Below are 14,131 nucleotides of genomic sequence, written 5' to 3' on the forward strand. Positions count from 1 at the left end.
CGTGCCAGATCTGAAATACAAAAAAACCCTTTAAAATCAAAATCCTATCGACAAAAGTTAAGCGTTGCGCAACAAAGGTGGCCTTCGTTAGCGTCGCAACCGTTTGCGAAGCCGAAGCAAACGGTTGCGATTCGATATTGCCCGGATGACTTAATGTGAGTATGGCCTGTTGCCTGACAATCTGCCCTTTTGCGGTGCAGACTGCCCTGAAAAGGCGCAGCGGGATGCCCGTTAAAATCCGTTTACGGGCCAGGCTGCTTTTCCTCGCGCAGAAGCAGAAATGAAATGCTATGGTGAAGCCATCGACTCTGAAAATGGCATAAGGAACAGTGAGATGATTATCTTTGTCACCGGCGCGACTGCCGGTTTTGGTGAAAGCATCACCCGCCGCTTTATTGAGAACGGTCACAAAGTGATTGCGACCGGCCGACGCGCTGAACGTCTGAAAGCGCTGAAGGATGAGCTGGGCGACAACCTTTATACCGTGCAGCTGGATGTGCGTAACCGTGCCGCTATTGAAGAGGCGGTGGCACAGTTACCGGCCGAATGGCGCAATATCGACGTGCTGGTTAATAACGCCGGTCTGGCACTGGGCATTGAGCCTGCGCACAAGGCTAACGTGGAAGACTGGGAAAACATGATCGACACCAACACCAAGGGGCTGGTCTATATGACCCGTGCCCTGCTGCCACAGATGGTGGAGCGGGATGCAGGTCATATCATCAACATCGGGTCCATTGCCGGCAGCTGGCCGTATGCCGGAGGCAACGTTTATGGGGCGACCAAAGCCTTTGTGCGCCAGTTCAGCCTGAACCTGCGAACCGATCTGCACGGCACCGCGCTGCGTGTGACCGACATTGAGCCGGGTCTGGTTGGCGGCACCGAGTTTTCCAACGTGCGCTTCAAAGGCGATGATGACAAAGCCGGTCAGGTCTATGAAGGCGCTACTGCTCTGACGCCAGAGGATGTGACAGAAGCAGTCTGGTGGGTCGCCACGCTGCCTAAGCATGTCAATATCAATAGTCTGGAGATGATGCCGGTCAGCCAGACGCTGGCGGGTCTTAAAGTACATAAGCCGTAAACCTCTGCCGCGCCAGCCATGATGGCTGGCGTTAACCGCGTCCCCAGCCCATGACGATGATCAGCATGCCGCTAAAGGCAATCAGTGCCCCGCTCCAGTCCCACGCACTTAACTTCACGCCATCCACCACCCGTAACCAGAGCAGTGCGGTGAGCACATAGACGCCACCGTAGGCGGCATACACTCGTCCGCTGGCAGCCGGATGCAGAGTCAGCAGCCAGACAAACAGCGCCAGACTGGCCGCGGCAGGCAGTAACAGCCACGCCGATCCCCCTTTTTTAAGCCATAGCCACGGCAGAAAGCAGCCGGTGATCTCCGCCAGCGCGGTTATAAAAAACAGCAAGGCGGTCTTAATCAGCACCCTTACCTCTCCTGAACGTAAACAAACGACTCACCGCTGGTGAGCAAAGAAACGGCGATGATATACTATGAGAACTCGCTGCAACAGCCGTCCCGGATGGCGATGTTTGCGTTAACTAAAGGATATTGTGATGAAAAAAATGATCCCTGCCGTGCTGATGGTGCTGCTCTCTACCGCGGCGTTGACTGCCACTGCGAATACTAACCGTCTGATCATTGAAGATGGCAGTTCTGCGCTGAGCAATGAAGCAGCGCGTCAGGACAAAGAGCAATGGAATGACACACGTATGCTGCGCAATAAAGTAAACACCCGCGTCGAAAAAGAGTTTGATAAAACCGACCGCGCCTTTGATACCCGAGACAAGTGCGAGCAGAGCCTCAATCTCAACGCGTACTGGGAACCTAACACCCTGCGTTGCCTGGATCGCCGTTCAGGTCGCCCGGTAGCGCCGTAAATTTGAGCTATAGTAATGACGGACGACTAACATAAGGAAGACGTGATGAAGCTACAGAGGGTTTTGTTAAGCGCGGCGTTTTTATCTCTGCCGCTGATGGCGCAGGCATCCTGTGAATCGGTGAAAGCCGATATCAGCCAGAAAATCATTCAGAACGGTGTGCCTGAATCAGGTTTTAGTCTCGACGTTGTTGCCAACGATCAGGTTGATCAGGCGGGCGGTCAGGTCGTCGGACATTGTGAAAACGACACACAGAAGATTGTTTACAAGCGAACAGGCCGTGACGATGAAGCCAGCGTCCCTGCCAGTGCCGGCAGTTCTCAGGACGCGCCAGCACAGTAGTCAACGTCAAACCAGGGCGACATCCTGTCGCCCTGCCAGCTAGTCCGCCTGTTCCGGCCGCTGACGCGGCATCATCCATGCCACCCCCACCGCAAACAGCGCAATGACCAGTGCGACTACGAACACCCAGTGCAGTGAGACGGCTATCGCCGCCACCATCTGCTGCAGGTTTTCCGGCTGTAACTGCTGACGACTGGATTCAGACATGACCTGCTGTACCGGATCCTGCACCTGCGGTAGTCGCCACTGCAGATTGAGATTCAGCACCGCGCCCATAATCGCCGTCCCCACCGCCGACCCGATCATCCGGCTGAACATGATAGACGCGGTACAGATCCCGCGGATCTGGTAGTCCGCCTGGTTCTGCACAGAGACCAGGAAGGTGGTACTGGTCATCCCCATGCCGGTGCCAATCAGAAACGCCGTGAAGCCTGCCTGATAGAGGGAGCTGGCGGGCTGCAGGAACAGCAGCAAGGCGCTGCCAGCGACCAGCAACAGCGCGCCGAGCTGGGCGGTAAAACGGTAGGACGTGTGGAGCATCAGCCTGCCGCTCAGCGTGCTGGCCAGCGGCCAGCCAATTGACATCATCGCCAGCACACTGCCCGCCTGTAACGGTGAGCCGCCGTGTATCCCCTGAATCCAGGTGGGCAGAAACGCGCTGATGCCCATCATAGCCGCTCCGATAATCAGGTTGCCCGCATTGCCCGCCACAATAAGCCGGCTGCGCCAGATGATTAGCGGAAACAGCGGTGCCGCTGAACGCTGCTCATGGCGTTTAAGCTGCCAGCCCGCGAACAGGGAGAAAAGCAGGAACGGCACCAGCCAGACGCCAAGCTGTTCGGCCTGCAACAGCGCAATCAGCAACGCGGTCACGCAGAGCATCAGCCAGCTGCTGCCCGCCAGATTCAGCGGCTTCGCTGTCTCCTCCTTCTGGTGCGCCGGTAACCAGCGCGCCAGCATCAGCATGCTGATCAGGCCTATCGGCAGATTGACCCAGAAAATCACCGACCAGCTAAAGTGCTGCACCAGCCAGGCGCCGGTCAATGGCCCGACTATCGCCGCCACACCCCACACGCTGGAGAGCCAGCCCTGCACGCTGGCGCGTTCACGCGGTGAATAGATGTCGGCCACAATGGTGGAGCTGAGCGGCATAATCGCGCCCGCTCCCAGGCCCTGAAACGCCCGGAAAAGAATCAGCCAGGTCATGGTGTGGGCAAAGCCACACAGCACCGATCCCACCAGGAAGATGGCGGTGCCGACAAATAACATCGTTTTCCGACCCACCATATCCGCCAGCCGCCCGTAAAGCGGCACGCTGACCGCCTGAGTCAGCAGATAGATTGAGAAGACCCAGCCAAACTGAGAAAAACCGCCAAGGTCAGCAATAATGGTCGGCATCGCAGTGGCCACAATAGTGACTTCAATGGCCGCCATAAACATTGCCAGCATGCAGGCAATTAAGATCCAGTGGCGATGCCCGGTCTGGAGTTGTGCGCTTTCAGTCATAGGGTTCCTTTTTTAATCTGCAAGGCTAGCTCAAAAACAGCCAAAGCAGTTTCCCGCGCGTGCGCATCTTCTGCGCCATCTGTGACGGTGTCACCTAAAGTCGATAAATATTTTTTATTGTCGCATTAGCCCAGCGGCTACGCGGCTTTAACACACTTTTAACCTGTTTCTATCTGCCTGATAGATGGCTTAAAAGCTGGCTTATGAAAAAAAGGCCTGCTATAGCATTACCCCATCTTGTTCGGTATTTACTGAAAAAGAGTGGATAAACAGTCATTTTATCTACATTTTATCGCAGTTTCGGTTTTGGGCGCGGCGGCAGTTTTTGTCGCACCTGTCGGGCTGTTTATGGTTGTTATAACAATTGAGATCGTCATCAGGGAGATTCTCCTATGCAAAATGCTTCACTGGCCCGACGCGCCGGTCTGGCACTGCTTGCAGTGGTCGCGGTGATCGCAGTACTGATCTGGGGCTTAGGCTGGGATCAGCTGGTCGCACGTAAAGTCGATCTGCTTTATCTCGGGCAGCAACACCTCTTCTTAGTTTTCTGGTCAATGTTGTTCGCTCTGCTGGTCGGTATTCCCAGCGGCATCCTGCTCAGTCGCCCGTTTGCGCGTCGCTGGGCCGAGTATGTGATGCAGATTTTCAATGTCGGTAACACTCTGCCACCGCTCGCGGTACTGGCACTGGCGATGGTTATCATCGGGATTGGCGACCGTCCGGCGCTGATTGCGCTGTTTCTGGCGTCGCTGCTGCCCATCGTCCGCAACACCTTCTCCGGTCTGAGCGCAGTTCCTCCGTCGCTGATTGAGGCCGCCAACGGCATCGGCATGACCAAATGGCAACGTCTGCGTCAGGTTGAACTGCCTAACGCGATGCCAGTGATCCTGGCAGGCGTGCGCATCGCCACCGCCATCAATGTCGGCACCGCGCCACTGGCCTTCCTGATTGGTGCCAGCAGCTTTGGCGAGCTGATCTTCCCGGGTATATATCTGAATGACTTTCCGACACTGATTCTGGGTGCCGTTGCTACTGCGCTGGTGGCACTGGTTCTGGATATGATGCTGGCCGCGCTGGGCCGCTTTCTGAGTCCGCACGCTGCGGCCTGACCACAAGGAGCTTTGCAATGCTAACGAAGTGGATTAAGAAAAGCGCTGTCGCGCTGACCGCGACGCTGCTGCTTAGCCAGACGGCACAGGCGGCGGCCCCGCTGGTGATGGCGACCAAGAGCTTTACCGAACAGCATATCCTGTCAGCGATGACGGTGCTGTGGCTACAGAAAAAAGGCTTTGAGGTGGTGCCCAAACGTAATATCGCCACCACCATTGGCCGTAACGCGCTGCTGAATAAGCAGATTGATATGGTCTGGGAATATACCGGTACGTCACTGATTATCTTCAACCACATCAGCCAGCCGATGTCTTCACAACAGGCCTATGAGACGGTGAAAAAACTGGACGGAAAACTGGGGCTGGTCTGGCTGAACCCGGCACCGATGAACAACACCTACGCCTTTGCCATGACTCAGGAGCGGGCCAAAAAAGAGGGCATCACTACGATGTCACAGCTGGTCGCGAAAGTGGAACAGGTTCGTCAGTCTGACCCGGACCACAACTGGCGACTGGGACTGGACCTGGAGTTTGCAGGTCGTTCAGACGGCCTGAAACCGCTGCAGAAGACTTATAACCTGGCGCTGGATCGCCCGCAGATCCGTCAGATGGATCCGGGCCTGGTCTATAACGCCATTCGCGACGAATTTGTGGATGCCGGTCTGATCTACACCACCGATGGCCGGGTTAAGGGCTTTAACCTGAAAGTGCTGGAGGATGATAAACACTTCTTCCCGAGCTACAACGTGACGCCGGTCGTGCGTCAGGATGTGCTGGCGAGTCATCCAGGGCTGGATAATGCCCTTAATCAGCTCTCTGCACAGATCACCAATGAGGCGATTACCGAGCTGAACAAGCGGGTCGATATCGATCATCAGTCACCGGAAAAAGTGGCACGTGATTTCCTTCAATCCAAAAACATGCTGTAAGGAGGCACTGTGGATACCCTTCACTACATCATGGATAACTGGAGCACCCTGCTCACTCTGAGCTGGCAGCACAGCTGGCTGGTGCTGGTTGCGGTCGGTCTGGCCATTGTGATTGGCGTGCCGCTGGGCATTCTGATCGTGCGCGTCAGATGGTTAGCAACGCCGATTCTCGGTATCGCTACCGTAGTACTGACTATCCCGACCATTGCGCTGTTTGGTCTGATGATCCCGCTGTTTTCGCTGATCGGTCAGGGCATCGGTGCGCTGCCAGCCATTACCGCCGTGTTCCTCTACTCGCTGCTGCCGATTGTGCGTAATACCCACACCGCACTGGAGAATCTGCCGGACGGTCTGCGTGAAGCGGGTCGCGGCATTGGCATGACCTTCTGGCAGCGTCTGCGCTGGGTTGAAATCCCGATGGCGCTACCGGTGATTTTTGGTGGCATCCGAACCGCTGTGGTGATGAACGTTGGCGTGATGGCGATTGCCGCCGTGATTGGCGCGGGCGGTCTGGGCCAGCTGCTGCTGGATGGTATCAGTGGCAGTGATATTCGTATGTTAATTGCCGGCGCATTGATGATCTGTCTGCTGGCTATTTTTCTTGACTGGCTGCTGCACCGTTTGCAGCAGGCGCTGACTCCAAAGGGGATTCGATAATGATTACGCTGGAAAACCTGACGAAAACCTTTACCCAGAAAAACGGCACGACTAATAAAGCCGTCGATAACGTCAGCCTGCATGTGCCAGCCGGTGAGATGTGCGTGTTGTTGGGTCCATCAGGCTGCGGCAAAACCACCACGCTGAAGATGATTAACCGTCTGATTCCGGCCACCAGTGGTCGGATCCTGATCAATGGCGAAGATACCAGTACTCAGGACACCACCACCCTGCGCCGCAACATTGGCTATGTGATCCAGCAGATTGGCCTGTTTCCCAACATGACTATCGAAGAGAACATTACCGTTGTGCCACGCATGCTGGGCTGGAATAAGAAGCAGTGTCATGAGCGCGCCACGGAATTAATGAGCATGGTGGCACTGGACCCTAAAAAGTTCCTGCACCGCTATCCGCGTGAGATGTCTGGCGGTCAGCAGCAGCGTATCGGCGTCATTCGTGCGCTGGCGGCGGATCCACCGGTATTGCTGATGGATGAGCCGTTTGGTGCTGTCGACCCGATTAACCGTGAAGTGATTCAGAACGAGTTCCTCGACATGCAGCGTCAGCTTAAGAAAACCGTGATGCTGGTGAGTCACGACATCGATGAAGCGCTGAAACTCGGCGATCGCATCGCGGTATTTGGTCAGGGCAGGATCGTGCAATGCGCCAGTCCGGATGAACTGCTCGCGACGCCAGCCAATGATTTCGTTGGCTCGTTTGTCGGTCAGGACCGCACGCTTAAGCGTCTGTTACTGGTGCAGGCGGGTGACGTAACCGATCAGCAGCCGACCATCACCGTGCGCCGCTCGACGCCGCTGGATGAAGCCTTTGGCATGATGGATGATAACGACATGCGGTCGATTACCGTTGTCGATGAGGATGGCAAACCGCTGGGCTTCGTGAAGCGTCGTGAGGCGCGTAACGTTAGCGGCCGCTGTGAAGAGAAGCTGCATACCTTTAAGGTGACCGGTAAAGCCGAAGAGAACCTGCGAGTGGTGTTGTCGAAACTCTATGAGCACAACACGGTCTGGATGCCGATTGTTGATGAAGAGGGGCGCTACAGCGGGGAAATTTCGCAGGATTATATCGCGGATTATCTCAGCTCGGGTCGTACCCGTCGTCGTCTGAATCCATAGTGCAGTCAGACGAAAGGGCCGCCATGGCCCTTTCAATCGCAGAGAAACCCTAATCCGGGTGAAACTGACAGCAATACAAAAGTTTAATGCGCAGGGAACCGGGTCAGAAGAGGAAAGCGTCCCGCGCCATGGACAAAAACGCCGGGAGCGTTTTTGAACAACGCAACGCGTTGGCCCGGCTACGGGCGCACCTCATGGATGAGGTGCGTAATCGCGCGGGTCGAGCAGTCAGGGATGACTCTTTTGCGTCTTTCCGATCTGACCCGGTTCCCTTCGCAGACTCGGTCTTATAGCGAATCAGTTTACGGGCTACATGGGACCATTCTTTCTGGTATTTCAGGTAATGGCTCAGGGAGCATACGCCCGCCGCAAAGACGCAAAACCCGCCATCCCTGGCCCGCTATGCTTTGCTACTGGCGTATGCTCCCATCGCTTTGTATTACTGCGTTGTCTGTAAGGACAACATCGGCCCTTCTGCATTTAACGGCTTTTTAGCTTTTAGCTCTCCGTGAGCGTTTCCGCCTCCACCTCTGCCACCGCAGGTGCCTCGTCTGGCAGGACCAGATTGAGCACAATCGCCAGAATGCCGCCGGTTGTCACCGCGTGACCAAATAAATGGTTAATCAGCGGCGGGAACTGCTTCAGCACCTCCGGCACCGCTTCCACCCCCAGACCAATCCCGAATGAGATCGCGACAATCAGCATCTCGCGGCGACCCAGCGGCGTCTGGGTCATTACCCGGATACCGGCAGCGACTACACTGCCAAACATCACCACTGTCGCTCCACCCAGTACGGGTGGCGGAATCTGCTGCAACAGCGACCCAACATAGGGAAAGAGCCCCAGCAGCGCCAGCATAATCCCCAGAAGCATACCGACATAACGACTGGCGACGCCGGTCATCTGGATCACGCCATTGTTCTGCGCGAAGGTGGTGTTTGGAAATGCGGAGAAGACCGCAGCCAGCACGCAGCTCAGGCCGTCGGCAACAAGGCCGCCCTGCAACCGCTGCTGAAAAGGTTTACCAGTGATTGGCTGCCGGGAAATCAGGCAGTTAGCGGTGAGATCCCCGACCGCTTCAATCACCGCAATCACAGACACCAGCGCAATCGGCAGAAAAATGGTCCAGTCAAAGGCGAAACCAAACCGGAAGAAAGCAGGCAACACCAGCCAGCTGCTCTCCGGCGCGGCCCTGAGTTGCAGATGACCGGTTAAGGCTGCTGCAATACATCCCACCGCGATGCCGGCCACTACCGCCACCAGTCGCGCCCAGCGGTTACGCGAGCGGTTCAGCGCCACGATCACCAGCAGCGTCAACGCACCCAGCGCCAGATTCCCCGGCGAGCCAAAATCTGTGGCGTTGTGACCACCCGCCCAGTCAGTGATGCTGACTTTTATCAGGCTGATGCCTATCAGGGTTATTACCGTACCGGTTACCACTGGTGTCAGCACTTTGCGCAGCGTGCCGACGCAGCGACTGATCAGAACCGGGATCAGCGCCGCCGCCAGGTTGCAGCCAAACAGCATCGCCATAATCTCTTCGGGCGAACCGCCGCGCCCTTTTACCATCAGGCCACCGGAGAGAATCACGCCCAGAAATGCGAAACTGGTACCCTGCAGGCAGATCATGCCCGCCCCGACGCCATAAAAACGTCTGGCCTGCATAAACGTGCCTAAGCCGGAGACGAACAGCGACATGCTAATCAGATAAGGAATATAGGCCTGCAATCCCAGAACCGAGCCAATAATCAGGGGGGGTGTGATAATGCCCACCACGCTGGCCAGCAGATGTTGCAGCGCGGCAAAGAACGCCGGGATGGGGCCAATGCGGGCTTCAAGCCCATATAACAAACCTTTCTCGTGCGAGTGCGACATGATGGGGCTCCAGCTCAGTGTGATAAGCGGAGTTAATGCATTTTCTGCGCCATGACGTCAGGGTTTCGCGATATCCGATCCAGGTCTTTCAATTCTAAATGGAAATAGTTAAAGACAGCCGACAACAAGCCTGAAACTTTAGGCTCATTGCCGACTCAGATGACTTAGTTTGTTTCATAATCAGGCGATCTTTGCACTCACAGCGTGCAGATTGTTCTGCTCCAGCAGAGAAATATCGATGTAAGAGGTCAGATCACGCTGTTCTGCACGCGGCAGATAAGGCAGCTCGCCGAGTAGCGGCGCACTAATTTTTTCACGCAGAATCTCAATAATGTCGCTGTACTGCGCCAGTCCCGGATTGATGCGATTGGCCACCCAGCCCACCAGTGGCAGTCCATCCTGCGCTATCGCTTCTGCGGTTAACAGGGCGTGACTGATACAGCCCGACTGGATGCCGACCACCAGTACCACCGGCAATTGCTGCTCAACGACCCAGCAGGAGAGCGGACGTCCGTCGTTCATCAGGCTGCGCCAGCCACCTGTGCCCTCAACAACCACCCGATCGGCCTGCTGCGTCAGGCTGGTTAATCCCCGGGTCAGCAATCCGTAATCGATAATCTGCACCGGATGGGTGCAGATCTCCTCTTCCTGGAAAGCCAGCGGATTGATCGCCTGGTATGCCAGGTCGATTGACGACGCGCTTTGCAGAACCTGTGCATCTTTGTTACGCAGGCCATCCGCGGTTTTGACAGCACAGCGCGCGACGGGCTTGAAGCCCACAGCACTCTGTCCGGTCTCGATAAAACTTTGTAACAGCGCGCGGGACACTACCGTTTTGCCTACTGCGGTGTCGGTGCCGGTAACAAATAGTCTGTTCACTCAACTTCTCCTCTCGAACCGTTGCGGTTAATCGGTGATTAACCTTGCTGCGAACCGGCATTTTAAGGAATGGAGGATGAGAACAGATTGCGTTAGCGCAAGTTCAGGCCTGCTTAACCTTGCAACAGTTTCACTAACAGGTGTCCGTTGTAGAGCGCATCTTTGATCAACGCGGCTCCGCCCAGCGTTCCAGGCTCGCTGAATTCAGTAGGTGCCAGCTGAATACCAGCACTGTAGGCAGGCAGTGACTGCTGCAGAATAGTGTTGCGCACTGCGGGAAACAGCACATCAGCGGCGGCATTGAGAGGAGAACCGATAAGAATATGTTGTGGATTAAAAATGTTGACCATCATTGCCAGGATCCGCCCAACGTGATGCCCGACGCTGGCAATGGTGTCACGCGCCAGACGATCACCCGACTGCGCGGCCGCACACAGTGAAGTCAGCGTCAGCGGCTGGTTATTGAGCAGACTGTCAGGCTGGGCAGGCAGACGCTGCGCCGCCAGCGCCAGCAAACTGCCGGTGCTGGCTACCGTCTCCAGACAGCCATGATTCCCGCAATAGCACTGCTGGCCATAAGGGTCGATCTGAGTATGGCCAATCTCAACCAGCGCCCGGCCACTTTTATGCAGTAGCTGACCGCCACTGATGACGCCAGCCCCCACGGTTTCATCAATCACAATCTGAATCACATCCTGCGCGCCCCGGGAAGCACCAAACAGCGACTCCGCCAGCGTCCAGGCTGAAATGTCATGCTGCACAAACACCGGTAAGCCGGTTCGCGCCGCCAGCGCATCGCCCAGCGGCATATCGCGTACCTGATAACCCGGCAGCCGATGCACCACGCCTGATGCCGCGTTGATCAGCCCCGGCAGCGTAATGGCGATGGCCGTGAGACGCTCCAGCTTCTTCTGATGACGAATAAAGAAAGCATCGACCTGGTCAATCAGCGAGGTCAGTAAGGGCTGAGCAGCTTCATCCGGCAGAGGGAGACTCTCTTCTGCCAGCTCACGGCTGCTGAGATCGCGCAACGTAAAGGTCATGGCACCGCGATGCAGACGAATCGCCAGATAGTGCCAGGCGTCGGTATCCAGTATCAGGCCAATGGCCGGACGGCCACGGCTGCCGGGATCCTGAAACTCAGTCTCCTGCACCAGATGCGCATCCAGCATCTCGCGCACAATTTTGGTTATGCTGGCCGGAGCAAGCTGGGCACGGCGGGAAAGTTCGATACGCGAAATGGGACCGTAACGGTCAATTAATCGATATACGACACCTGCATTAGTCTGCTTGATCTGGTCAATGTGGCCAGGTTGACTGTCCGGATTCACAACCCTGCTCCCGGTTATTTTCGCGCTTCTAAATAAACATGCGCCATGGTGAGGCAGATCAGGCGACAGCGTCAAATATTTGATTAGAAATGTGATTTATCGCACAGATTGATGCTGTGTCACGCTCGCTTCAGGCGTGGTTTTCACGCAGCAACGCCATCATATTCTCCATCTGCGCATTTATTTCGCGTCCGGCTGACCAGACCAGCCAGAGTTCTGAAATCGCATCCTCTTCCGTTAAGGGCAGCCAGACCAAATCGGCCAGCCGTGCCCGGCGAAAGGAGGCGGGCAGAATGGAAACGCCTAAACCGGTTGCCACCAGCCCCAGGATGGTCATCGCCTCACCCACTTCCTGGGTGATGTAAGGCTTGATGTGGTAGCGGTGCAGCAATGCCAGAATATCGCTATAGAGCGCGGTTCCGCCCTGAGGATCGAAAAAGACAAAGGGTTCAGCCGCCAGCGCCGTCACAGAGATCTTTTCAGCCTCAGCCAGCAGATGCGCCTTGTGCACCACGGCATAGAGCGGCTCGCTCAGTAGCAGCTGATGACGCAGGTCGGCGGGCAGCGGCGTGTTGCGCATCACGCCGAGATCGAGCCGTCCGTCATGTAACGGTGCCAGCTGCTGGCGAGTGTTGATCTCCTGCATCTGAATATGCACCTGCGGCCAGCGCTGACGAAACTGGAACAGCGCATCAGAAACCACGGCGGTAAACGGAGCCGATGAGGTAAAGCCGATCCGCAGCTCTCCCTCTTCGCCACGATGTAACCGGGAAGCGCGATCGGCAGCCTGCTCAACTTGCAACAGTATCGCCCGGGCATCGCTCAGCAACTGATGGCCGGCGGCGGTCAGCTGCACGCTGCGGTTGTTACGGGTAAACAGCCTTGCGCCGGTCTCCGCCTCCAGCTGAATAATCTGCTGGCTGAGCGGCGGTTGGGAAATATTCAGACGCTGGGCTGCCCGCCCGAAATGGAGCTCTTCCGCCACCGCAATGAAGTAGCGCAGATGACGCAGTTCGATATTCATATTTTAAACGTCTTATTTGAGATTATTAATATATTAGACAACATAATGCCACTTTCCTAAGCTGACGACAGGTTTTCAGACTGAGAGGAAGATGTGTGAGTCGCTCAATACAGGCCACAGTGGATGAGAAAGCGGTGGCTGAACCGCAGGAGTCCGTTGCCGCAGCAGGTCATATCCGGCGGGGAACACCCGCTTTTATGCGCGTCACGCTGGCGCTTTTCTCTGCGGGGCTGGCGACGTTTGCCCTGCTCTACTGCGTGCAGCCGATTCTGCCGGTGCTGTCACAGCAGTTTGGTGTTTCTCCGGCGACCAGCAGCCTGTCGCTCTCTATCTCTACCGGCCTGATGGCGCTGGGTCTGCTGGTGACCGGGCCGCTCTCTGATGCTATCGGGCGCAAATCGGTAATGGTGACCGCTCTGATGCTGGCGGCCATCTGCACGCTGATCTCCGCCACCATGACCAGCTGGCACGGCATTCTGATTATGCGGGCGCTGATGGGACTGTCGCTCAGCGGTGTTGCGGCGGTCGGTATGACCTATCTTAGCGAGGAGATGGATGCGCGGGTCGTCGCCTTTTCAATGGGGTTGTATATCAGCGGTAACTCAATTGGCGGGATGAGCGGGCGTCTGTTAAGCGGTGTCCTGACCGACCTCTTCTCCTGGCGCATCGCCGTGGCGGTGATTGGCTGTTTTTCGCTGGCCTCAGCGCTGATGTTCTGGAAGATCCTGCCTGCATCGCGTCATTTCCGCCCCATCACGCTGCGTCCACGTAATCTGCTGATTAACTTCCGGCTGCACTGGCGCGATCCGGGCCTGCCCTGGCTGTTTGCCGAAGGCTTTCTGCTGATGGGTGCCTTCGTCACCCTGTTTAACTATATTGGCTACCGTTTACTGGATGCGCCCTGGCATCTCAGCCAGGCCGTGGTGGGTCTGTTATCAGTGGTCTATCTCACCGGCTCATGGAGTTCACCTAAAGCGGGTGCGCTGACCAGTCGTCTGGGACGCGGGCCGGTGATGCTGGGCGCAACAGCCATCATGCTGCTGGGTTTGCTGGTCACTGCCTTTAACTCGCTCTGGCTGATTCTGCCTGGAATGATGCTGTTCACCGCCGGTTTTTTTGCCGCTCATGCGGTCGCCAGCGGCTGGATTGGTCCCCGTGCACGCCGGGCGCGTGGGCAGGCTTCCTCGCTCTATCTGTTCAGTTACTACGTGGGTTCCAGCGTGGCGGGCACGCTGGGCGGTCTGTTCTGGCATAATTTTGGCTGGAGCGGAATCACGCTGTTTATCAGCGTTCTGCTGATCCTGGCGCTGCTGGTTGCCTCGCGTCTGCATAGTAAAAGACTCTGACCGTTTTCTCCCGAGCCAGGCTCCGACCTCTCCAGCGGGCCTGGCAGCTTATCATGCTGAACATTCCCTTCAGATCCATAACAAACAAAACGTGCTTTTCC

14 protein-coding genes are annotated in these 14,131 nt (G+C 56.4%); 8 read left to right on the plus strand and 6 right to left on the minus strand.

The window, feature by feature from the left end; all coding sequences use genetic code 11:
* The first annotated feature begins 334 nt into the window (after positions 1 to 334).
* Positions 335 to 1,081: a bifunctional NADP-dependent 3-hydroxy acid dehydrogenase/3-hydroxypropionate dehydrogenase YdfG gene (ydfG, locus tag NIM72_RS21310; protein WP_161735918.1), complete on the plus strand. Its 747-nt coding sequence runs from the start codon at positions 335 to 337 to the stop codon at positions 1,079 to 1,081.
* 31 nt (positions 1,082 to 1,112) lie between these two features.
* On the opposite strand, the gene NIM72_RS21315 is transcribed toward ydfG, so the two are convergent.
* Positions 1,113 to 1,439, minus strand: a complete 327-nt coding sequence (locus tag NIM72_RS21315; protein WP_061063722.1) for a YnfA family protein — start codon at positions 1,437 to 1,439, stop codon at positions 1,113 to 1,115.
* 133 nt (positions 1,440 to 1,572) lie between these two features.
* On the opposite strand from NIM72_RS21315, the gene NIM72_RS21320 reads away from it, so the two are divergent.
* Together NIM72_RS21320 and NIM72_RS21325 are read left to right on the plus strand one after the other, a co-directional pair.
* Positions 1,573 to 1,896, plus strand: coding sequence for a DUF1283 family protein (locus tag NIM72_RS21320; RefSeq protein WP_013357904.1), 324 nt, complete (start codon positions 1,573 to 1,575; stop codon positions 1,894 to 1,896).
* 45 nt (positions 1,897 to 1,941) lie between these two features.
* Positions 1,942 to 2,238, plus strand: coding sequence for a DUF1161 domain-containing protein (locus NIM72_RS21325; protein WP_161735904.1), 297 nt, complete (start codon positions 1,942 to 1,944; stop codon positions 2,236 to 2,238).
* A gap of 39 nt (positions 2,239 to 2,277) precedes the next feature.
* Here NIM72_RS21325 and NIM72_RS21330 read toward each other — a convergent pair whose 3' ends face one another.
* The gene (locus NIM72_RS21330; RefSeq protein WP_161735902.1) at positions 2,278 to 3,744 is read right to left on the minus strand and encodes an MDR family MFS transporter; all 1,467 of its coding nucleotides are present in this window, start codon (positions 3,742 to 3,744) and stop codon (positions 2,278 to 2,280) included.
* Between the two features lie 392 nt (positions 3,745 to 4,136).
* On the opposite strand from NIM72_RS21330, the gene NIM72_RS21335 reads away from it, so the two are divergent.
* The 4 genes from NIM72_RS21335 to osmV are packed head-to-tail and all read left to right on the plus strand — an operon-like array spanning position 4,137 to position 7,575.
* The gene (locus NIM72_RS21335; protein ID WP_222924012.1) at positions 4,137 to 4,853 is read left to right on the plus strand and encodes an ABC transporter permease; all 717 of its coding nucleotides are present in this window, start codon (positions 4,137 to 4,139) and stop codon (positions 4,851 to 4,853) included.
* Positions 4,854 to 4,870: 17 nt separating this feature from the next.
* Positions 4,871 to 5,782, plus strand: a complete 912-nt coding sequence (locus tag NIM72_RS21340) for a glycine betaine ABC transporter substrate-binding protein (protein ID WP_253421964.1) — start codon at positions 4,871 to 4,873, stop codon at positions 5,780 to 5,782.
* Positions 5,783 to 5,791: 9 nt separating this feature from the next.
* Positions 5,792 to 6,439, plus strand: a complete 648-nt coding sequence (gene osmW, locus NIM72_RS21345) for an osmoprotectant ABC transporter permease OsmW (RefSeq protein WP_010244802.1) — start codon at positions 5,792 to 5,794, stop codon at positions 6,437 to 6,439.
* A complete protein-coding gene (gene osmV / locus NIM72_RS21350; RefSeq protein WP_222924011.1) occupies positions 6,439 to 7,575 on the plus strand; it encodes an osmoprotectant ABC transporter ATP-binding protein OsmV in 1,137 nt (378 codons plus the stop codon). Before osmW ends, osmV begins: the two co-directional genes overlap by 1 nt.
* Positions 7,576 to 8,073: 498 nt before the next feature.
* Here osmV and NIM72_RS21355 read toward each other — a convergent pair whose 3' ends face one another.
* From NIM72_RS21355 to NIM72_RS21370, 4 genes are all read right to left on the minus strand, one after another.
* Positions 8,074 to 9,450 (minus strand): nucleobase:cation symporter-2 family protein, encoded by a 1,377-nt coding sequence (locus NIM72_RS21355; RefSeq protein WP_222924010.1) that lies wholly within the window; start codon positions 9,448 to 9,450, stop codon positions 8,074 to 8,076.
* Between the two features lie 180 nt (positions 9,451 to 9,630).
* Positions 9,631 to 10,329: a dethiobiotin synthase gene (bioD, locus tag NIM72_RS21360; RefSeq protein ID WP_253421965.1), complete on the minus strand. Its 699-nt coding sequence runs from the start codon at positions 10,327 to 10,329 to the stop codon at positions 9,631 to 9,633.
* 113 nt (positions 10,330 to 10,442) lie between these two features.
* Positions 10,443 to 11,660 (minus strand): ROK family transcriptional regulator, encoded by a 1,218-nt coding sequence (locus NIM72_RS21365; protein WP_161735892.1) that lies wholly within the window; start codon positions 11,658 to 11,660, stop codon positions 10,443 to 10,445.
* A 130-nt stretch (positions 11,661 to 11,790) separates the two neighbouring features.
* Complete coding sequence (locus NIM72_RS21370) at positions 11,791 to 12,684, minus strand: LysR family transcriptional regulator (RefSeq protein WP_161735890.1); 894 nt, start codon at positions 12,682 to 12,684, stop codon at positions 11,791 to 11,793.
* A 95-nt stretch (positions 12,685 to 12,779) separates the two neighbouring features.
* Between NIM72_RS21370 and NIM72_RS21375 the strand changes: the two genes are divergently transcribed.
* The gene (locus NIM72_RS21375; RefSeq protein ID WP_222924008.1) at positions 12,780 to 14,030 is read left to right on the plus strand and encodes an MFS transporter; all 1,251 of its coding nucleotides are present in this window, start codon (positions 12,780 to 12,782) and stop codon (positions 14,028 to 14,030) included.
* The last annotated feature ends 101 nt before the right edge of the window (positions 14,031 to 14,131 follow it).

This window comes from Pantoea sp. B550 (genome assembly GCF_024158165.1).
GTDB lineage: Bacteria > Pseudomonadota > Gammaproteobacteria > Enterobacterales > Enterobacteriaceae > Pantoea > Pantoea alfalfae.

What these genes read in the sequence shown, in the direction of transcription:
- NIM72_RS21355 (WP_222924010.1), bottom strand. Translation starts at nt 9,450, where the DNA reads ATGTCGCACTCGCACGAGAAAGGTTTGTTATATGGGCTTGAAGCCCGC.
- NIM72_RS21335 (WP_222924012.1), top strand. Translation starts at nt 4,137, where the DNA reads ATGCAAAATGCTTCACTGGCCCGACGCGCCGGTCTGGCACTGCTTGCA.
- NIM72_RS21320 (WP_013357904.1), top strand. Translation starts at nt 1,573, where the DNA reads ATGAAAAAAATGATCCCTGCCGTGCTGATGGTGCTGCTCTCTACCGCG.
- osmV (WP_222924011.1), top strand. Translation starts at nt 6,439, where the DNA reads ATGATTACGCTGGAAAACCTGACGAAAACCTTTACCCAGAAAAACGGC.
- NIM72_RS21370 (WP_161735890.1), bottom strand. Translation starts at nt 12,684, where the DNA reads ATGAATATCGAACTGCGTCATCTGCGCTACTTCATTGCGGTGGCGGAA.
- NIM72_RS21340 (WP_253421964.1), top strand. Translation starts at nt 4,871, where the DNA reads ATGCTAACGAAGTGGATTAAGAAAAGCGCTGTCGCGCTGACCGCGACG.
- NIM72_RS21325 (WP_161735904.1), top strand. Translation starts at nt 1,942, where the DNA reads ATGAAGCTACAGAGGGTTTTGTTAAGCGCGGCGTTTTTATCTCTGCCG.
- ydfG (WP_161735918.1), top strand. Translation starts at nt 335, where the DNA reads ATGATTATCTTTGTCACCGGCGCGACTGCCGGTTTTGGTGAAAGCATC.
- NIM72_RS21330 (WP_161735902.1), bottom strand. Translation starts at nt 3,744, where the DNA reads ATGACTGAAAGCGCACAACTCCAGACCGGGCATCGCCACTGGATCTTA.